Here is a 19039-nt window from a genome sequence, read left to right as displayed (position 1 = left end):
TGCGGTGTAACGGCTTTGTTGCTCGCCTCAGTGATCTGCGACATGTGGTGCAGCGGTGCCCCGCTGCACCCACTCGACGCCGAACTGCCGGTGTACCGGCGTGCCTGCGGCACCGTCGATGCGGGCCAGCAGGAGTTCGGCTGCGGCCAGGGCCATGTCCTCCAATGGCTGCCGCACGGTCGTCAGATCCAGGATCGACCAACCCGAGATGTCCAGGTCGTTGTAGCCGACCACGGAGACGTCGTCGGGCACACCGAGACCGAGACGCTTTGTCGCATCCAGTGTTCCGAAGGCGACGTAGTCGGTGATGCAGAAGATGGCGCTCGGCCGATCGGGGAGCCCGAGAAGATGGATTCCACCCTCGAGGCCGGTCTTTGCGTCCACGGCGGCGCGATACACGAGCTCTTCGTCGAGTGGAACGCCCTCCCGCGTGAGGGCATCGCGAAAGCCTTGCTCGCGTAGCTTGACGCTCGAGTTCGCGAGCGGACCCGTGATGAAACCTATTCGCGTGTGACCCATGTCGAGTAGGTGCTCGGCGACGAGTCGACCGCCACCCAGGTTGTCGGAGGTCACGCGATCGACGCGCCCGGCCTCGCCGCCGTCGACGTCGCGATTGAGTATCACCAGTGGGATGTTCCAGTCGATCATCTCCGACACGATCGGTGAGTCGAGCCGTGCGGAGATGAAGACCACGCCGTCGACCAGACCTCCTCGCAGAGCTCGGATGTCTGCCTCGAGGGTTCCTTCGGTTCGGTCGCTCATCAGCAGCACGCGGTAGTCGTCGCGGGCGAATCTGTCCTGGAGTGTGTTGACGAGCGTCGGGTACGACGGGTTGCGGAGGTCGCCGCTGACCACCGCGATCGACGACGAGCGTCGGGTGATCAGGCTGCGCGCGGTGACGTGCGGTACGTAACCCATTTCTTTGGCCAGCGCCTGGATCTCGTCGCGCGTCTTCTGGATGACCCTCGGGTCGCCGCGAAGCGCCCGTGAGACCGTCGACTGGGACACCCCGGCACGACGAGCCACGTCGTAGCCGGTGACCGGCTTGTTGCGCACGATCAGATTGTAGGGATCTCGGCGGCGTTCTCCGTTCGCCCGGCCAACATGACTCGTCGTGCGTCGGCGGTACCGGACTCACCTGCGCCCCGTATGGTCGACGACGAGGCCGCAGACGACCGACAGAAGGGTTTCATGTGACCAACCAGCGGACCATCGTGATCACCGGGGCCAGTGACGGGATCGGCGCGGTCGCCGCGCGCGAGCTCGCGGGCCCCGGCGTCGATCTCCTCATCGTGGGGCGCTCCGCGGAGAAGACCAAGGCAGTCGCCGGCGAGACCGGCGCCACCGCGCTGCTTGCCGACTACGCGAAGCTCGACGACGTCCGGCGTCTCGCCGACGAGATCCGTGAACGGGTCGGCAGCATCGACGTGCTGCTCAACAATGCGGGCGGTACCTTCGATCCGAAGCAGCGGACCCCGGACGGTCATGAACCGAATTTCCAGATCAACCATCTCGGTGGATTCCTGCTCACCAACCTGCTGCGCGATCGGCTGGCCGCGGATGGGGGCGCACTGGTGGTGAACACCTCGAGTATCGGCAACCTGGCAGGCAAGGTCGACCTCGACGACCTCGACTTCGAGCGTCGACGGGCCGCGCAGATGCGCTGTTATGGAACGAGCAAGCTGGAGAACATCCTGTTCACCCGCGGCATCGCCGATCGATGGGCCGACGACGGAATCGTGTCCGCCGCCGTCCATCCCGGCCCGGTCGCGACCAGCTTCGGGCGGGATTCGTTCTTCGTCGGCCTGTGGTATCGCACCCCGCTGAAGAAAATCGGGCTCATCACGCCCGAGAAGGGTGCCGAACCGCTGATCGCGCTGGCGAACCGCGGCGCCGACTCCGCACTCAACGGTGTGTACTTCAACCGCCACAAGGCGAACGGTCCGCAAAACCGTCAGGCGCACGACCAGAAGCTCGTCGACGGGCTCTGGGATCGGTCGGAACGGTTGGTCGGGCTCGGATGATCGGAGTCCTGCCGGACCGTCCGAGGTCCCGGCAGGGCGGAGGGAATAGCAGCGAGCAGGCCGTGGTTGAGGAGGGTGACGGTGCCGGGCCCAATGCCCCGGGTCCCACCCTTCACCGCTTCGAGCGGACTATTTGCCGAGAGGCGCACTGACCGGCCCGTCCATCACGGAAGAAGCCGCCGACCGACATCGGTCGGCGGCTTCATCTGTGCGTGCTCCGGGACGGCTCGGGTGCTCGCTGTGTGCAGACGATCCTCGACGGTCGCGACCCGCGAACTGCTTTCGATAGGCCGATGGCGAGATCGCATACGCGGCGACAAATCTCTGTCGGAGTGTGACTGCGCTGCCGAGACCGCACGCGGTGGCGATGGTGTCCATGCCCCAGTCCGTGGTCTCGAGGAGGGAACGGGCTTCGTCCATGCGGCGCTGCGTGATCCACGCGGCCGGTGTGGTGCCGGTGGCATCGCGGAAATGGCGGATGAAACTACGTTTGCTCATCTTCGCGCGGGCGGCCAGCACATCCACCGACAGCGGATGATCGAGCCGCGCCAGCGCCCAGTCGAGGACATCCCCGATCGTTGCGTCGTGTGTCGGTCGCGGGTGGGGGCGTTCGATGTACTGGGCCTGCCCTCCTTCGCGGTGCGGCGCGACGACGAGGGATCGGGCGACGCGGGCGCCTGCGGCAGAGCCGAGATGCGTGCGCACCAGATGCAGGCACGCGTCGATCGACGAGGCGGTTCCCGCGGAGGTGAGCACGTCGCCGTGATCGATGTAGAGGACCGACGCGTCGACCCGTGGGCCGGCCCGGCGCTGGGCGAGACTGTCCATGGCATTCCAGTGGGTCACGGCGTCGCGCCCGTCGAGCAGCCCGGTGTCCGCGATCGGAAAGGCGCCGAGACACAGTCCGACCAACATGGCCCCACGACGATTCGCGGCGGTGACGGTCTGCCGGAGCGCGTCGTCGATCACGGGCAGATCGACCGGCCAGGACGGGATCACCACGATGTCGGCGTCGTCGGCGCACGCGGGTCCGGCGACGTCACCGATCGGGTACCCCTCCGCGGTGCGGATCGATCCCTCGCGATCCGACCAGAGGTGCGTGGTCCAGTCGTCGGCGAGTCCGAGGCGACCGACCTCGCCGAACACCATCAACGGTGCGGCCAGATGAAACATCGTCATCCCGTCGAAGGCATAGATCGCGATTTTCATGCGGGCTCCCTCGATGGCGTGAACTCATCGAAAGTATGCATTCGTGCCACTGGTATCGCAATGGTCCGAGCCGAAGAATCGGTTCCGGAATGTCCAACACCGGTGATGTCACAGTCGCCGCGACACAAGGAGAACCGCCCGATGGTCACACCACGCCGCGCCCTCATCGTCGTCGACGTGCAGCAGGAGTACTTCGACGGACCGCTGCAGATCCAGTTTCCGCCCCGTGCGCAATCCCTCGCCAACATCGCTCGAGCCATCGACACCGCGGCCGACAGCGGGCTGCCGGTCGCGATCATCCAGCACCGGATGCCGCAGGGCGCCCCGGTCTTCGTGGAGGGGTCCGACGGATGGGCGTTGCACCCCGAGATCGAGACCCGTGTCGGACCGACGACGAAGCGGGTGCACAAGGAGTTCGGCAGTGTCTTCGCCGGCACCGACGTCGCCGCTTGGCTACGTGAGCAAGGCGCCGACACCATCACGATCGTCGGCTACATGGCGAACAACTGCGACCTCGCCACCGCGGTCGAAGCCGAGGGGCTCGGCTTCTCGGCCGAGATCCTCTCCGACGCGACCGGAGCGATCAACCTCGCGAACGAGGCCGGTGCGGTGTCGGCCGAGGTTCTCCATCAGACGCTGATGGTGTTGCTGCAGTCGAACTTCGCTGCGGTCACCACCACCGACGAGTGGATCCGGTCGGTGGCATCCGGTGACGCCGTGGAGAAGAACAACCTGGTCACCTCCGCCCTGCAGGGCCGTGACGCGGCTGCGGCCGTGGGGTGAGTCTCGGTCCATCCCGGCCGTGTCCCGCCGACAGACCCACGGCCGCGACCCTGTCGGCGTCGGGAGACCCGTCATCTCGTTGTGGTCAGTGGAAGTTCGTGTCGGTGAGGTGTTCGGACACGGTCCACAGTCGAGATGCGGCCGATTCGTCTCGCAGCGGTGACCACAGCTTCTGTTCTCCGGGCGGGCCTCCCATACTGCCGGGCCATCGAGGGCCGAAGAAGCTGCCGGACTTCGTGTTCGGCGCGGTGCAGGCGAGCACTGCCGGGAGCTTGGCGCTGTCCACGGTCCCCACGAGGATGCCTCGCCTCGACAGCATGCTGATCATTCGTCTGCCCGGCGTCGCGGAGCTGCGCGCCACCTCCGGCCGCGCGGCGAGCAGATTGGTGGGTGCAACGCCGGGGTGGGAGATGGTGCTGGTGATGCCCCAGTCTGATTCCCGGCTGCGGCGGTGGAGTTCGAGGCCGAAGAGGGCACAGGCGATCTTCGACTGGCGATAGGCGGCCATGCCGTCGTAGGTGTGTTCCCAGTTCAGGTCGTCCCAGTTGATGGAACCTCGTCGCGCCGCGACACTCGTCTGCGAGGTGACACGTGCCCGACCGGCCTTCAACAACGGCATCAGGTGCGCGGTCAGCGCGAAGTGCCCGAGATGGTTGGTCCCGAACTGCAGTTCGAAACCGTCTGCGGTGGTCATCCGGTCCGGCGGTGTCATGACGCCGGCGTTGTTGACCAGGATGTGCACCGGTGCGCCCTCGGCGCGCAGCTTGTCGCCGAGGGCGGCGATCGACGCCGACGACGAGAGGTCGAGTGCCTCGAGTGACAGCTTCGCGCGGGGGTGCCGGGTGCGAATCCTGCTCATCGCCGCCTCACCCTTGCCGGGATTGCGCACCGGCATGATCACGTCGGCGCCGGCACCGGCGAGGGCCGTCGCGATGGCGAGCCCGACGCCGTCACTGGCTCCGGTCACCACTGCGCGGCGCCTGGTCAGGTCCGGGATGGTGATGTCGTACGGCCTGGGTGGCATGGCGGCTGCTCCTTCGATCGCGGATGTGGCGTGTTGATACGAGCGTCGCGCGCGAGAGCAGCGTTATCCACGGCCTGATGATCCGTGGCTGCCGCGGTCGCCTCGGGGGAAGAATGCAGACATGATCGATCGTTCCGGCATGGCCGATTTTCTCCGTGTCCGTCGCACGGCGCTACAGCCCGAGGACGTCGGGCTGCCGCGGGGCGCGCGACGCCGCACCAGCGGACTGCGACGCGAAGAGGTTGCCGCGCTGTGTCATATGTCCGCCGACTACTACGCCCGCCTGGAACGCGAGCGAGGCCCACAGCCGTCCGAACAGATGGTGGCCTCGATCGCGCAGGGACTACATCTGTCCCGTGACGAGCGCGACCACCTGTTCCGACTGGCCGGGCATCAACCGCCACCGCACGGCGCCGACACCGACCACATCGGCCCGGGCATGATGCGGATCTTCGACCGTCTCACCGACACCCCCGCCGAGATCGTCACCGAACTGGGGGAGACGTTGCGACAGAACGATCTCGGGGTGGCACTCGTCGGGGACCTGTGCGGCTACTCCGGACCGTCACGAAGCATCGGATACCGATGGTTCACCGAACCGTCGGTACGGCTGCTCTATCCGCCCGAAGACCACGAGTTCTATTCGCGCATGTACGTTTCCGGATTGCGACGAGTGCTCGGTCTGCGCGGTCCGGCGTCAAAGGCGGCCCGCTTCGCGGAACTCCTCACCGATGAGAGCGCCGAGTTCCGGGAATTCTGGGAGCGACACGAAGTGGGCATCGTGCCGCGCGAGGTCAAGCGCTTCGTGCATCCAGAGGTCGGGCGGCTCGAGGTGAACTGCCAGATCCTGCTCGATCCGCAGCAGTCGCACTCGTTGTTGGTCTACACGGCGGTGCCGGGCAGCGAGAGTTACGAACGGATGCAGCTGCTGTCGGTCACGTGTTCCGTCCCCCATTCACTCCGATGACCTGCCCGGTGATGTAACCGGCGTCCTCCGAACACAAGAAGGCGCACGCCGCGGCGATGTCGTCGGGACGCCCCGGACGACGGACCGGAGTCCGGTCCGCATGCTCGTCGACGCTGCCACCGAGGAGTCCGTGTTCTTCCGAGGCGCGCAACATCGGGGTGTCCACGAACCCCGGAGGGATCGTGTTCACCGTGATTCCCTGCGGCCCCAACTCGAGCGCAAGGGATTTGGTAAACCCGATGAGTCCGGCCTTCGACGCGACATAGTGCGCCATGTATTGCTGGCCACTCTGCGCGCTGGACGACGAGATGTTGACGATCCGGCCCCACCCCGCATCGATCATGTCGGGCACCACCGCCTGACAGGTGAAGAACGGTCCGGACAGATTGATCGCCAGGGTGCGGTCCCACACGTCGTCGGTGATGTGCAGGAACTTCTTGAAGCCGGTGATGCCGGCGTTGTTGACCAGCACGAGTGGCGGACCGAGGGTGTCGCGGACGCGTTCCACGGCGGCCTCGACGAGGAAGCGGTCCGAGACGTCGACATCCCCGAATGCTGCTGCGGTATGACCTTTTCCGGTGATCTCCTCGACGACCTTCTTCGCCGAGTCGGCGTTGAGGTCGACGACGGCGGTCGCGAACCCTGCGGCCGCCAGCCGGTGGCATATCGCGCGCCCGATCCCCGACCCACCGCCGGTCACGATCGCTGTCGTCCCGGTCATCGTACGACCTCCTCGCCCACCAGCGAGGTTCGCAACATGAGGCGAGCCGACTGTGCCCCATAGGGCCGGGCCCGGTGGAGCATGCCGGTGTTGTCCCAGATGACGAGATCGCCCACGCGCCAACGGTGCCGGAGCACGAAACGATCCTGCGTCGACCATTCCAGCAGCCGCTCCAGCAGCGCCTTGCTCTGCTCGTCGGGCTTGCCGACGATACGCTCGGCCGTCGACCCCAGAACCATGGACTTCTTTCCGGATCCGCGTGTCCACACCAACGGGTGCTCGCGTGATGGATTGCGGTCCCAGGCCTCCCGCTCCACGGGATCGGGGTCCGGATACACCAGTAACTGTGACGCGGCGAAGCTGTGCACCACGCGCAGCCCGTCGATCTCCGCCTTCTGCCCCGGCGACAACTCCGCATACGCGGCGTAGGTGTTGGCGAACTCGGTGTCGCCACTGTCGTCGTCGGAGACCTGGCGGGCGGTCAGCACGGTCGCCTTGTCCGGCACCTCGGCGGTGGTTCCGTCGATGTGCCAGAAGAACGTCCCCTCCCGGTAGGCGGCCAGTTTGCTCTGCGATGCGTCGCGGGTGACCTTCTGGATCTCCGGATGCTCGCCGTCGCCTCCCAGCGGCAACTGCGCGACCTTGCCGAGGAGTCGGCTGAAGGCGACCAGATCATCGTCGGACACGTCGGCCTCCCGGAACACCACCACTCCGCGGCGATCCAACGCGTCCAATGCGACGTCGGCGACGTCGGGATCGACGATCTGTTTCCCGGACAGGCCGCGGATCTCGACTCCGGTCGTCGGCCCGAGTTCGGTGAGGTCATAGGCCATGGCTCACACCCCTGGTTCCACGACGGTGTCGAAGAACGCCGCGCCCGAATCGGGGATGCGCGGTTGCCGGAACACGTTGACCGGATAGGACACCATGATCAGCGAGTACATCAACCGCAACAGTCGGGTCTCGGCCTCGGGAAGCTCGGCGAGATCGAAACCGTTGAGATGTTCTATCGCCTCCTCGGCACGCGGCGCGACGACGTCGTAGAAGGCGTCGAGTGCATCGATCGACAGGGCCATGCGGGTGTCGTAGCGTTCCTGTCTCGTTTCCGAAGCCCATGCGTCGACGAAGGGCTCGAGATCGTGGAATCCTTGCGGCAGTGTCGAAGTCGTGGTCATCGGATCAGTCCTCCGTCGAATTGAGGTTCTGGTGGTTGGATACGGTGTCGCGGACGACCTTGTGGAAATTGCGGATCATCAGCTCTTGATCAGACAGGTGGAACTCCCGGTTCGCCCCGGTCGCCAGCGCGGAGTGGGTGGCCTCGACGGTGTTCGAGTCCTGCATCGCGAACTCGATGGTCGTCTGGGCGGTCATCTCCTGTGCGAGACGCTCGGCGGCATTGCGCGGTGGCGGGAAGTAGATGTCGAGTTCGTAGCTGTGTTCGTCGACGGCCTCGGGCCAGTACTGGTAGGTGATGTAGAAGTTGCGTGCCCAGATCTGTACGGAGAAGTTGGGGAACAACCAGTAGGCGTCGTTACCCCAGGAGCGGATGTTGCCCGGGTTCAGGACATCGGGCAGCGGGCCGATGTCCTGAATGTCGTCCGGGCCGAACAGCCCGGCGCGCAGCAGCTTGTAGATCCACCGCTGGTTGCGTTCGGCAGGCCCGAGTTCGCCCGGCTTGCGTGGTGGTAGCTGAGGAGGACCGGGCACCGAGTTCAGCATGTGTGAGGTGAACAGATCGTAGAAGTACGAATCCGGCGGCGGGACGAGTTTCTCGGCCTTGGAGACGTCACGGTCGATGAACCGGCCGTGCACGTACGGCGGGTGATACCACTCGAGGATCGTGTCGATCGACAGCTTCCAGTTCCCTTTGACCTTGGTCTTGTAGCCGTAGCGTTCGGTCATCTTCTCGAACGGGTAACTCTCCACCGCGGTGAACTTCTCGCCCAGGAACGAGCGCAACGGCTGCGCATGCGGATCGAAGTTGACGAAGATGAAGCCTGCCCATGTGTCGCAATGCAACTCCGGCATCCCGAGCGCACCCTTGTCGAGGTCGAAGAACTGGTCCTCGTTGGTCACGTGCTCGACCTTGCCGTCGAGCCCATACCGCCAGCCGTGGTACTTGCAGGTGAACACCTTGCAGGAGCCGGCCGACTCCTCCGCCGGATGCTCCTGCCACACCACCTTGTTGCCGCGATGAGCGCACACGTTGTGCAATGCCTTCACGGTGCCGTCGGCCTGCCGGACGATCATGATCGAGCCGAGGCCGACCAACTCACGGGTGAAATAGCTTCCGGTGCGGGTCAACTGCTCCATCCGGCCGACCTTCAGCCAGGACCTCTTGAACACAGCCTCGCGCTCTGCGCGGAAGAAGTCCTCGGACACGCAGTCGTCGTAGCTGACCGGTCCGGTGCCGAGCTCAGGGTATCTGGGGGTGAACTTGCCTTGGCCGGTGGCCAATTTCTCTTGAATTGCCATGATGTAGAACCTTTCTCGAAGTAGTGCGGTTCGACGATCCGTCAGATCACACCGTCGGCGCGCAGTTCTGCTATCTCGTCGGGGGTTCGTGCCAGCAGGGTGGTCAGGATCGACTCCGTGTCGGAGCCGAGTTCGTTTCCCAGCCAGCGGATCTCGCCAGGGGTGTCGGACATCGCGGGAATCACGCCGGGGACGGCCAGCGGCCCGATACGGGAATCGACCGTCGTGATGGTGCCGCGATGCCGGTACTGAGGGTCCTCGACGATGTCGGCGATCGAGTAGAGCGGCCCGGCCGGCACGTCCGCCTCCACACAGCGCTGCAGCACCTCACTGCGGGGTAGCGCCCCCACCCACTGCGCGACGATCGTGTTCACCTCGTCCCGTGCATCCAACCGTGCGTGCTTGGGACCGAACCGATCCGGACTCGCCAGGCCTGGGTCACCCATCGCCTTGGCAAGCCGCGCGAACATGTCGTCGTGGGAACAGGCAATCGCGACCCATCCGCCATCGGCCGCCTGGTAGTGGCTGTGCGGGGTCACGTTGACGGTATCCGCACCCATCCGTTCGCGCACGAACCCGAACTGTTGGAATGCGGGTGCCAGCTCGTCGAGCGCGCGGAAGATCGTCTCGTACAACGCCAGATCGATACACTGTCCGCGCCCGCTACGCTCTCGTGCCTGCACCGCCAACAACACGCCGATCACTCCGTACAGCCCGGTCATGTAGTCGGCCAATGACGTCGACCCCGGAGTCACCGGTGGTCCGTCGGGTTCGCCTGCCAGGTAGGCAAGACCGGAGAACGCGTGGGCGATCCGAGCGAATCCGGGTAGATCGCGATTGGGCCCGGACTGTCCGTACGCCGAGACCCGAAGCAAGATGGCCCTGGGATTGATCTGCTCGATCTCCTCGAAGGCGAACCCGAAACGTTCCAGCACACCGGGCCGGAAGTTCTCGATCACGATGTCAGTCTCCGCGATCAGTTCGCGGAGGATCTGTTGACCCCTGGTGTCGGTCAGATCCAAGGTCAACGACTTCTTGTTGCGGGCCTCGCTGAGCCAGACGAGTGTGTCTCCGCAGTCGGTTTCGGTGCCGAACCGGCGCAGGTGATCTCCGGTCCCGGGGCGCTCCACCTTGATGACCTCGGCGCCGAACTCACCGAGAACCGTCGCGCAGAACGGACCGGCGATGAACGTACCGAGGTCCAGGACTTTCAATCCGTCGAGGGCATGCACTGTCAGCCCCCGGTGGCCCGGTGGCTGCCGACCGCCTCGTCCGATCCGGACCACGGTTTGTCGTCCCAGGCACGGTCGAGCGGTTCCATTCGTCCACCCGCGGGGAAGAAGGCGCGCTGCGCATAGGTTTCGTAGCCGATACCCTGATTCATCTGGTCGAGGAAGGCGCGCTTGAGTTGGTGGGTGAACAACTGCCGGGTGTAGCGCAGCGTCAGAGGTGGCCGCTTGACCAGTTCGCGTGCCAACTCCCATGCGCGATCGAGCAATTCGTCCTTGCGATGGACCTCGGCGACCACACCCCATTCCTGCGCCTCCTGCGCGGACAGCTTCTTGCCGGTCAACAGCAGGTAGCGGCCCCGATTGTGTCCGGCGAGGAAGTTCCAGATGACGTGCTGGCCGTCGCCGGGTACCTGGCCTCGTGGGAAGTGCGACACATCCTGGAACCAGGCATCGTCGGAGGCGAGGACGATGTCGCCCATCAGCGGAACCTCGGAGTGGATGTTGCACGGGCCGTTGACCGCGCTGATCATCGGTACGTCCACGTCGAGGACGTTGAACATGAGATTGCGGTTGTACCAGGCTTTCTCGTCGAGCTTCCACAGCCCGCGCTCACCGGGCATGGCCTGGTAGATCGGTGGATCGATCGGGGAGCCATCGGGCATGAATCCCCAGTCGGCGTTGTAGTTCTCCCCAGTGCCGGTATGGATCAAGACCTTGATCTCGCGGTCGCCCGCTACGTCGGCGAATGCGTCTGCCATGTCGTCGTGTGATTTCCAGTCCCACACCAACGATCCGCCGTTGGTGTGGCACTGCATGAACAGGATGCCGTCGTCGGTGAGTTCGAACTTGTAGTTCGCATACCGATCCTTGTATTCGCTGAAACGTGACCGTTTGGCCATGAGTGTCCTCCGATGGTCGGGTCTAGAGTCCGGTGAGCCGTTCGGCAACAGGGGCGAACGACTCGAAATCGCTCTGCTGCACGGAGATGTAGTTCGCGCCGAAGATCTCCCGACGCTTGAGCAACTCGTCGGCGACAGCATCGGCGTCGCCGACCAACACGTTGGGGTGATCGGCGAGTCCGTCGACGTCGACGCGCAGGCGGCGGGCGATCCGGTCGAGAACACCGTCGACGTCGTCGATGATCCGCACGAAGAAGGGAGAACTCTCGATGTCGATGTCGGAGAAGCGATCACCGGCGGCATCTTGGATGTACTGCAGCCGGGTGATCGCCTCCTCCTGTGGCGTGCGGCCGGCGTTGTTGACGGCCGCGAACGGCACGGTGCTGATGCTGGCGATGTCGGCCTCACGCCCGGCCAACGACAACACTCGCTTGCGGCTGCCACCCACGATGATCGGTGGGTGCGGCCGCTGAACCGGAACAGGAAGGCCCGCGTAGTCGCGTGCTGTGACGTAGGTGCCGTCGACATCGAGGGGCTCACCGGTGCAGTGGGCCTTGAACAATGCAACGACTTCTTCGAGTTTGGACACCCGCTCGGGTGGTGGTGCGAAGGGCACGCCCATCGCCCGATATTCCGATTCGCTCCACCCGCAACCGATCCCGAACTCGAGACGCCCGTCCGACAACACGTCCAGTGTCGCCGCCTCCTTGATCAGGACGCCGGGAACGTGATAGTCGGTGCAGAACACGCGGCATCCGATTCGCAAGGTGGTGGTGACCGCCGCCGCGGTCGCCATCGCCGCGATCGGCGCCAGGTATTGGGGCGGCCATCCGCCGCGCTGCTGCGCGGCGCCGGCGCCGAGGTAGTGGTCGGACAGGAACAGCGTGGCGAAGCCGAGGTCTTCGACTCGCTGCGCGGTGTCGCGCCACTGTGCGGCGGTGGTCGCGGTGCTCGCCTGGACGGCGAAGCGGAATGGACGTGTCATGGCAGGGGATTCCCGTTCGGAGTGGTCGGCAGGTCAGCGGGCGACGTATCCGCCGTCGACCGGGATGGCGGTTCCGGTGATGAACGACGATTCGTCACTGGCGAGAAACAGTGCGGCAGCGGCGAGTTCGCGAGGGTCGCCCCAGCGCTTCATCGGTTGCGGTGGTACGCGGTCGGTCGGTGGCGCGGTCCGCCCGTCGGCCGGGGCACCGGCGAGCCCGGTCCAGGTCATGCCGGGGCAGATCGCGTTGACTCGGATTCCGCGGGTGGCGTAGTCGAGGGCGACGGACTTTGTCAGCTGGACAACGCCACCTTTCGCTGCCGAGTAGGCTGCGATGTCCTTCCATCCGACCAGCGCCGATGCGGATGCGGTGTTGATGATCGAACCGCCACCGGAGTCGAGCATGGCCGGGATGGCGTATTTCATTCCGAGGTACGCGCCCTTGAGATTGACCGCGATCACCGTGTCGAACGACTCCTCGTCGAGCTCCGCGAGCGGCCCACGCGGCCCGCTGAGACCGGCATTGCTGAACAGCACGTCGAGGCGGCCGAACGTGTCGACGGCCGCGTCGACCATGCCCTGCACATCACTCGAGCGCGCCACGTCGACGTGGACCGCGACGGCGTTCTCGCCGATCTCGTCGGCGGTCGCCTTCTCTTGACCGCTGATGTCGGCACAGACCACGCACGCGCCTTCGCGTGCGAAACCCAGTGCACTCGCCCGGCCGATCCCGGAACCCGCACCGGTGACGATCGCCACCTTCTGATCCAGACGGCCGGTCATCGCACGACCTCCCCCTCGGGTTGCATCAGAACGGCCTTGGCCAGGATGTTCTCTGCCAGGCGGAGATGCCCGGCATCGACGAGCTGACCGTCGTGTCCCAGCGCGCCGACGCCGTCGGTCTGGGCCGACCGGTATCCCTCCACGAGGCTGCGGGCATGATCGACCTCGGCGGGCGTCGGCGTGAAGACGGCGTTGGCGATCGGCACCTGGCTGGGGTGGATCGCCCACTTGCCGTCGAATCCGAGCATTGCGGCATGGTCGGCGTCGCGGCGATACCCTTCGGCGTCGGCATAGTCGGGGTACGGGGCGTCGATGGCGTCGACTCCGGCGGCACGAGCCGCTGCCAGCACTTGTGCACGGGCGTGATGCCAGAAGTCACCCGGGTAGCTGCCCGGCGCAGGTCGAAAGTTGCCTCCCACGCGTGCGTGCAGCGAGGCCGACAGGTCACCGACACCGAAGATCACCGCTTCGACCCGTGGACTAGACTTGGCGATCTCGGCTGCGTTGAGCAGCCCCTCGGCCTCTTCGATGAGGACTTCGAGCCCGATCGGTCGAGAGCGGCCGATCTTTCTCTCCACCTGGGTGACCAGGACATCAACCCACCACACGTCCTGTGCGGAACGGGCTTTCGGCACGATGATCACGTCCAGGGCATCGCCGGCACCGCTGATCACCTCGATCAGATCGTCGTGACACCAGGGGGTGTCCAGGCCGTTGATCCGGATGGCGCGTGTGGTCCGGCCCCAGTCCAGCTCGGTGAAGGCATGTACCGCGATACCGCGAGCGGTCTCCTTCATCGAGGGGGCGCACGCGTCCTCGAGGTCCAGGAACACGAGATCCGCGTCGGAGCGCGCCGCGGCGGCGCACATCGATGCGTTGCTGGCCGGAGTGGCCAGTTCGGAGCGTCGCGCTCGAGTCATCGGCTGCCCCGGTCCGTCGCTGCGACTGGTGTTGTGCGACTGCCTGACGCAGCGGTGGCGTCGACGGTGCGGTAACGCGGTGCGGTCATCCGAGCCGGTCCTCTCGTAAGGGATGAATCATGCTGAGATGCAAGGACAGTGCGATCTTTCGCACGAGATCTCGCGCTTGGGGCGGTGGCGGTGGGCAGACCGTCAACAGGAGAGTGTTAGTCATATGTTTAACACCGGTTGCAACTTGTGGTCAAGATCCGGCCGAGTGTCCGCATCGCTCTAGTCGCTGTGAACTGGGAGTATGGAGAAATGCCGGGCGTGACGAGACGCGGTGTTAGGCGATCGATCAAATCAGTCGAGCTTTTCGCTTCGTGTGGTGGGTTCGTACCTCCGTGCGCGGGGTTTGGCCTCGATACGCACGCTCGGCTTGCGCCTCGCGGGCTACTCGGCCGGCAAGGGGGCCTGCTTGGCCGGCAAGGAGGGCTGCTCGGCTGGCATGGGGCCGACTCGGCTCGCATGGTGCGTGCTTGGCCGGCAAGGGGGCTGCTCGGCTGGAATGGGGGCCTGCTTGGCGGCGTGGGGCCTGCTCGGCAGGGATGGGGGCGTGCTTGGCCGGTGTGGGGGCCTGCCGGGGAGGTACGAGCCCACGACGAGGTGACAGCGATTGTATGGCCGCCGGTCAGGCGATGACGGACGCGAGCGCCTTGCGTTCCAGGAACTCCTCGAGCCCGGCCTCGCCCATCTCTCGGCCGATTCCGGACTGCTTGTAGCCGCCGAACGGGACGTCGGGATGAAAGTAGTTGCCGCCGTTGATGCTGAACGTGCCGGTACGGATTCTGCGGGCCACCGCGGTGGCCCGTTCCTCGTCTGCGCCGAACACCGCCCCGGACAGGCCGTATGCGGAGTTGTTGGCGATGTGCACCGCGTCGTCCACGTCGTCGTAGGGGATTACGGCTAGCACAGGGCCGAACACCTCGTCCTGGGCGATCTCGCTGTCGGGATGCACCCCGGCGAGCAGAGTCGGCCGATAGAAGAAGCCGGGGTCGACCTTCTCGCCTCCGGTCACCAGGGTGGCGCCTGCGGCGACCGCGCGTTGGACCATCCCGTGGACCTTGTCGCGTTGCTTCTCGCTGATCAACGGCCCCATATAGGTCTTTCGCTCGCGGGGATCGCCGAGACGAACGCGCGCCATGCTCGCGGCCACCACTTCCACGATGGCGTCGTGGTCGGCGCGGGGCACGAGGAGTCGAGAGTTCAGCGCACAGGCCTGGCCCGCGTGCATCGTGATGCCGAAGGCCGCATACGGGCCGATCGTCGCGTAGTCGGCGTCGTCGAGCACGATCGCGGCCGACTTGCCACCCAACTCGAGGAAGACCCGCTTGAGCGTGTCCCCGGCGGCCGTCATGATCTTGCGGCCCACCACGCTCGAGCCGGTGAAGGTGACGACATCGACGTCCGGATGGGTCGTCATCACCTCGCCGACAGCGGTGTTCGACGATGACAGGACATTGACAACGCCCGCTGGGATGTCGGTGTGCTCGGCGATCAACTCGGCGATGGCCAGTGTCACCAGCGGAGCTTCCGGTGCGGCCTTGAGGACCACCGTGCATCCTGCTGCCAAGGCCGGCGCCAGCTTTGCCAGGGCAAGCTGATTGGGGAAGTTGTAGGCGACGATCGCCGACACCACGCCGGCCGGTTCCTTCTCGACCCAGCGTCGGTGCTGTTGACCGAGGTAGTCGACCGCCCCGAGTTCCTCGGTGAAGTCGTAGGTCTTCAGCAGGTCGGCGTAGTACCGCACGATCCCGAGCGGTCCTTCGAGCTGCCCTTCCTTGGTCAACGCGACCGTGGCGCCGACCTCCGAGATCGTCAGTTCACGAAGTTCCTCCAGATGGTCGAGCAAGACCTGGTGCAGTTGGTCCAGACACCGTCGGCGCAGCGAGACATCTGTTGCCCAGCTTGTGGTCTCGAACGCATGACGTGCCGCCGCGATGGCGGCTTCGGCGTCGTGGACCGAAGCGTCCGGGGCGTAGCCGAAGACCTCGCCGGTGGCCGGGTTCAGGGATGGATATGTGTCCTCGGCCCCGACCAAGTGCCCGCCGATGAGCAGGTGCTGGTCGACGATCTTGCCGGGCGCTGCCGTTTGTTCAGCAGATGACATTGGCTTTCTCCTTGTGTGGACAACGGGGCGACTCGACGACGGGGTAGAGGGAGCGTCGTCGGCCGCGTTTCTCGTGCGATGAATTGGGCAGTGCTGCTGGATGATTCGCGCATCGGCGGCGAAGGGTTCGGATCTCCCGGATGTCGGGACGGCAACTGGTGGGTTGTCGAGAACTACCGACCGACTCCCGGTTTTAAACGATCGCCTAATGATAGGCTGCATCCATGACTAGCACCGGAATGATCTGGGCGTCAAGGGCTCGTTGGCTCCGGGGGGCGGTGTGACTGCGCCTCGCAAGCGGCGACGCTCCGGCGACACCGAGACGCGAGACCTGCTGATCGAGGCGACCGGCGACATCATGCTCGACGAGGGCTACGCGGCCGCGACCACACGTCGCGTCGCCGCGAAGGCGGGGGTCAACGCGGCTCTGGTCTACTACTACTTCCCGACCCTCGACGACCTGTTCATCGCGGTCCTCCGGCGAGGTGCGGAGGCCAACCTCGAACGACAGCGCAAGGCCCTGACGTCGGAGACGCCGATGCGGGCCCTGTGGGAGGTGGCCACCGAGCCGCGCGGGGCCGGGCTGCTGATGGAGTTCATGGCGCTGGCGAACCATCGCAAGGAGATCCGCGCCGAGCTCGCGGAGTATGCGCAGCGGTACCGGGAGAGTCAGCTGGCGGCGCTCAGTGTGATCCTGCGTGGTCGCGGTATCAACCTCGACGCGCTGCCGCCGACGCTGATGTCACTCATGATCACCAGCCTGGGTGCGACGTTGGCCAACGAGTCGACCCTGGGTATCTCACTCGGGCACCCGGAACTGGTCGATCTCGCCGAGGACTTCGTGCAGATCTTCGAGGGGCAGCCGTGGTCGCGGGACTTAGGGCTGGGCGGTTCGGACAAGGGGTGACGGCGGCCGACTGAATCGCCTCATTCGCCTGATACAAAGAAACAACAATTGTAACATTGATCCATCGCATGGTCGGCCGACGTCGTGTCCGGTCGGCGCGTGCAGCCCCACGCAATCGCCGTGATCGGAGGACGGGTGAACAAGGAATTGCTGTATCAGGGCCTGGAGTTGTCGGCGGACGACGACAACGGGCTGACCACGTCGTTCTATGGTCGGCTGTTCGCCGACCACCCCGAGGTCCGTCCGCTGTTCGGTCCGGATATCCGTTCGCAGGCAACGATGTTGCAGGAAGCGATCATCGCCGTCCTCGAGCACCTCGACGACCCCGGCTGGCTGACGTCGCATCTCGGAACCCTGGGCGCCCGGCACGCCGACTACGGTGTGACGCCGCAGATGTACGGATGGGTGGCATCGACACTGGTGGCCACCATGACCGAACGTGGCGGCGATCAGTGGACCGCCGAGATGACCGAGGCATGGGAAGAGGCGCTCGGTGCGGTGGCGCAGCTCATGCTGGCCGGATATCCGGAGGATGTGAAGGCCTGAGTCGGGCATTCCGCCCGGCTCGCCGACCCCGAGGACTACCCCAGCACTCGGCCGATCACCTCTGCCAATCGGAGCGGTGCGTCACTCTGCACCGAGTGCCCCGCGTCGGCCACCGAGACGAGTTCGGTTGCTGCTGAACGATTTCGGAACCGCGCGATATCGTCGTCGGTGGTGAACGGAGACCGGGCACCGCGCACCAGGGTCATCGGAGCGGTGGAGTTCTCGAGATCCTCCCAGAGCGGGTGCTGCAACGGCGCCTCGCGGAGGCGGTCATAGCGCCACACCCACTTGCCGTCGTCGCGCTGCCTGGTGTTGTGGATGACACCCCGCCGGATCGATGCGGGCGAGCGGTGCGGCGCGGCCTGCTGGGTCAGTTCGACGACCTCGTCGAGCGTCGCGAACTCCTGCGGTCCGCTCATCAACGCCACGGTGCCCCGAGCCTGGCGTTCGAGTTCGGCTGCGAGGCGAGGAGATTCGGGAGTCACGTCCACCAGGACAGCGGCCGGGACGAGGTCGGGGAAGGCGGCGGCCAGACGAATCGTGGTGAGGCCGCCGAGCGACATACCGACCACGAGCTCGGCATCCGGGGCGAGTTCGACGATCACCGGCGCGATGGTCTCGGCGTTGGTGATCGGGCCGTAGTCGCGGTCGGCACGCCACGACGAATGACCATGTCCGGGAAGGTCGATCGCCAGTGCGGGCACCCCGAGCGCGAGCAGAACACTGTCCCAGGTGTGGGCGTTCTGTCCGCCGCCGTGCAGGAACACCGCTCGTGGGGGCTGCGTTCCCCACGCTAGGGCGCTGACCACCTGATCGCCGACTGTCGTGTCCACACGGCGCACAGCGGGAACTGCGATCGCCTGCCCCAACTCCGCGGCGTTCTCCTCCAGGAGGGCGAACTCGTCCATGCGCGTCAGCCTATCGGCAGGCGATTGTCGTGACCACCGCGCCGAACGCGTTGCTCAGGCGGTCGATTCCGGTCCCGCGTGGTACTCCTCGTCGGTGACCGGCGCGAGCCAGTGCACCACGGCGTGCTCGTCGTCGCCCTCGTTGATGGCCAGGTGCACCATCAATCGATTCGGGGCGGCGCCATGCCAGTGCTCTTCGTCGGCCTCGAACAGCACCCGATCACCGGGACGGATCACCTCGACGGGACCGCCGCGCCGCTGGCACAGACCGACACCTTCGGTCACGAACACGGTCTGGCTCAACGGGTGACGATGCCAATGGGTCCGAGCACCGGGCATGAAATGCACCAGGCTGGCCTGCATCCGTGACGGTGGCGGTGACGCCGCGACCGAGTCGATGTACACGTCGCCGGTGAACCAGTCGGCAGGCCCCTTGGCTGTGTCGATGGAACTGCGGGTGATCTGCATGATGCCTCCTCGATCAGATCGGGTGGGTCGAGTGTCGAA

Annotated in this window: 20 protein-coding genes; 5 read left to right on the top strand and 15 right to left on the bottom strand. The window is 65.7% G+C overall.

The window, feature by feature from the left end; translation table 11 throughout:
* Positions 1–27: 27 nt before the first annotated feature.
* Positions 28–1056 (bottom strand): LacI family DNA-binding transcriptional regulator, encoded by a 1029-nt coding sequence (locus AAFP35_RS17740; RefSeq protein ID WP_419222960.1) that lies wholly within the window; start codon positions 1054–1056, stop codon positions 28–30.
* Positions 1057–1193: 137 nt separating this feature from the next.
* Here AAFP35_RS17740 and AAFP35_RS17735 point away from each other — a divergent pair, with 137 nt between their 5' ends.
* Positions 1194–2024, top strand: a complete 831-nt coding sequence (locus AAFP35_RS17735; protein WP_419222959.1) for an SDR family NAD(P)-dependent oxidoreductase — start codon at positions 1194–1196, stop codon at positions 2022–2024.
* 129 nt (positions 2025–2153) lie between these two features.
* On the opposite strand, the gene AAFP35_RS17730 is transcribed toward AAFP35_RS17735, so the two are convergent.
* Positions 2154–3233 carry a GlxA family transcriptional regulator gene (locus AAFP35_RS17730; protein WP_419222958.1) on the bottom strand — a complete coding sequence of 360 codons (1080 nt, stop codon included), beginning with the start codon at positions 3231–3233 and terminating at the stop codon, positions 2154–2156.
* A gap of 141 nt (positions 3234–3374) precedes the next feature.
* On the opposite strand from AAFP35_RS17730, the gene AAFP35_RS17725 reads away from it, so the two are divergent.
* A complete protein-coding gene (locus AAFP35_RS17725) occupies positions 3375–4016 on the top strand; it encodes an isochorismatase family protein (protein ID WP_419222957.1) in 642 nt (213 codons plus the stop codon).
* Positions 4017–4101: 85 nt separating this feature from the next.
* On the opposite strand, the gene AAFP35_RS17720 is transcribed toward AAFP35_RS17725, so the two are convergent.
* Entirely contained in the window at positions 4102–5040 is a 939-nt protein-coding gene (locus AAFP35_RS17720) for an SDR family oxidoreductase (RefSeq protein WP_419222956.1), read from the bottom strand.
* Positions 5041–5161: 121 nt separating this feature from the next.
* Between AAFP35_RS17720 and AAFP35_RS17715 the strand changes: the two genes are divergently transcribed.
* Positions 5162–6007 (top strand): helix-turn-helix transcriptional regulator, encoded by an 846-nt coding sequence (locus AAFP35_RS17715; RefSeq protein ID WP_419222955.1) that lies wholly within the window; start codon positions 5162–5164, stop codon positions 6005–6007.
* Here AAFP35_RS17715 and AAFP35_RS17710 read toward each other — a convergent pair.
* The 10 genes from AAFP35_RS17710 to AAFP35_RS17665 all read right to left on the bottom strand — a co-directional run bounded on the left by AAFP35_RS17710 (position 5976) and on the right by AAFP35_RS17665 (position 16171).
* Positions 5976–6728: an SDR family NAD(P)-dependent oxidoreductase gene (locus AAFP35_RS17710; RefSeq protein ID WP_419222954.1), complete on the bottom strand. Its 753-nt coding sequence runs from the start codon at positions 6726–6728 to the stop codon at positions 5976–5978. The two genes, AAFP35_RS17715 and AAFP35_RS17710, sit on opposite strands and share 32 nt — an antisense overlap.
* Positions 6725–7561, bottom strand: a complete 837-nt coding sequence (locus AAFP35_RS17705; RefSeq protein WP_419222953.1) for a TauD/TfdA dioxygenase family protein — start codon at positions 7559–7561, stop codon at positions 6725–6727. The genes AAFP35_RS17710 and AAFP35_RS17705 overlap by 4 nt, the downstream gene beginning before the upstream one ends.
* A 3-nt stretch (positions 7562–7564) precedes the next feature.
* Positions 7565–7903, bottom strand: coding sequence for a hypothetical protein (locus AAFP35_RS17700; RefSeq protein ID WP_419222952.1), 339 nt, complete (start codon positions 7901–7903; stop codon positions 7565–7567).
* 4 nt (positions 7904–7907) lie between these two features.
* Entirely contained in the window at positions 7908–9203 is a 1296-nt protein-coding gene (locus tag AAFP35_RS17695) for an aromatic ring-hydroxylating oxygenase subunit alpha (protein ID WP_419222951.1), read from the bottom strand.
* Positions 9204–9244: 41 nt separating this feature from the next.
* On the bottom strand, positions 9245–10435 hold the full coding sequence (locus AAFP35_RS17690) for a CaiB/BaiF CoA transferase family protein (RefSeq protein ID WP_419222950.1): 1191 nt from the start codon (positions 10433–10435) through the stop codon (positions 9245–9247).
* A gap of 2 nt (positions 10436–10437) precedes the next feature.
* Complete coding sequence (locus AAFP35_RS17685; protein WP_419222949.1) at positions 10438–11334, bottom strand: enoyl-CoA hydratase/isomerase family protein; 897 nt, start codon at positions 11332–11334, stop codon at positions 10438–10440.
* A 22-nt stretch (positions 11335–11356) separates the two neighbouring features.
* Entirely contained in the window at positions 11357–12319 is a 963-nt protein-coding gene (locus AAFP35_RS17680; protein ID WP_419222948.1) for a TIGR03621 family F420-dependent LLM class oxidoreductase, read from the bottom strand.
* Between the two features lie 33 nt (positions 12320–12352).
* Positions 12353–13102, bottom strand: a complete 750-nt coding sequence (locus AAFP35_RS17675; protein ID WP_419222947.1) for an SDR family NAD(P)-dependent oxidoreductase — start codon at positions 13100–13102, stop codon at positions 12353–12355.
* Positions 13099–14022 carry an HpcH/HpaI aldolase/citrate lyase family protein gene (locus tag AAFP35_RS17670; RefSeq protein ID WP_419222946.1) on the bottom strand — a complete coding sequence of 308 codons (924 nt, stop codon included), beginning with the start codon at positions 14020–14022 and terminating at the stop codon, positions 13099–13101. The genes AAFP35_RS17675 and AAFP35_RS17670 overlap by 4 nt, the downstream gene beginning before the upstream one ends.
* Before the next feature lie 670 nt (positions 14023–14692).
* Positions 14693–16171: an aldehyde dehydrogenase family protein gene (locus AAFP35_RS17665; RefSeq protein ID WP_419222945.1), complete on the bottom strand. Its 1479-nt coding sequence runs from the start codon at positions 16169–16171 to the stop codon at positions 14693–14695.
* A gap of 280 nt (positions 16172–16451) precedes the next feature.
* On the opposite strand from AAFP35_RS17665, the gene AAFP35_RS17660 reads away from it, so the two are divergent.
* Both AAFP35_RS17660 and AAFP35_RS17655 read left to right on the top strand, forming a co-directional pair.
* Positions 16452–17078 carry a TetR/AcrR family transcriptional regulator gene (locus tag AAFP35_RS17660; protein WP_419222944.1) on the top strand — a complete coding sequence of 209 codons (627 nt, stop codon included), beginning with the start codon at positions 16452–16454 and terminating at the stop codon, positions 17076–17078.
* 99 nt (positions 17079–17177) lie between these two features.
* A complete protein-coding gene (locus AAFP35_RS17655; protein ID WP_419222943.1) occupies positions 17178–17624 on the top strand; it encodes a globin domain-containing protein in 447 nt (148 codons plus the stop codon).
* A 35-nt stretch (positions 17625–17659) separates the two neighbouring features.
* On the opposite strand, the gene AAFP35_RS17650 is transcribed toward AAFP35_RS17655, so the two are convergent.
* Both AAFP35_RS17650 and AAFP35_RS17645 read right to left on the bottom strand, forming a co-directional pair.
* Positions 17660–18532: an alpha/beta fold hydrolase gene (locus AAFP35_RS17650; protein WP_419222942.1), complete on the bottom strand. Its 873-nt coding sequence runs from the start codon at positions 18530–18532 to the stop codon at positions 17660–17662.
* Between the two features lie 54 nt (positions 18533–18586).
* Positions 18587–19000 carry a cupin domain-containing protein gene (locus AAFP35_RS17645; RefSeq protein WP_419222941.1) on the bottom strand — a complete coding sequence of 138 codons (414 nt, stop codon included), beginning with the start codon at positions 18998–19000 and terminating at the stop codon, positions 18587–18589.
* Between the last annotated feature and the right edge of the window lie 39 nt (positions 19001–19039).

Origin of the sequence: Gordonia sp. CPCC 206044 (assembly GCF_048537895.1) — a bacterium.
GTDB lineage: Bacteria > Actinomycetota > Actinomycetes > Mycobacteriales > Mycobacteriaceae > Gordonia.
The sequence above is the reverse complement of the archived record's forward strand: the minus strand, read 5'-3'. Positions and strand labels throughout refer to the sequence as shown.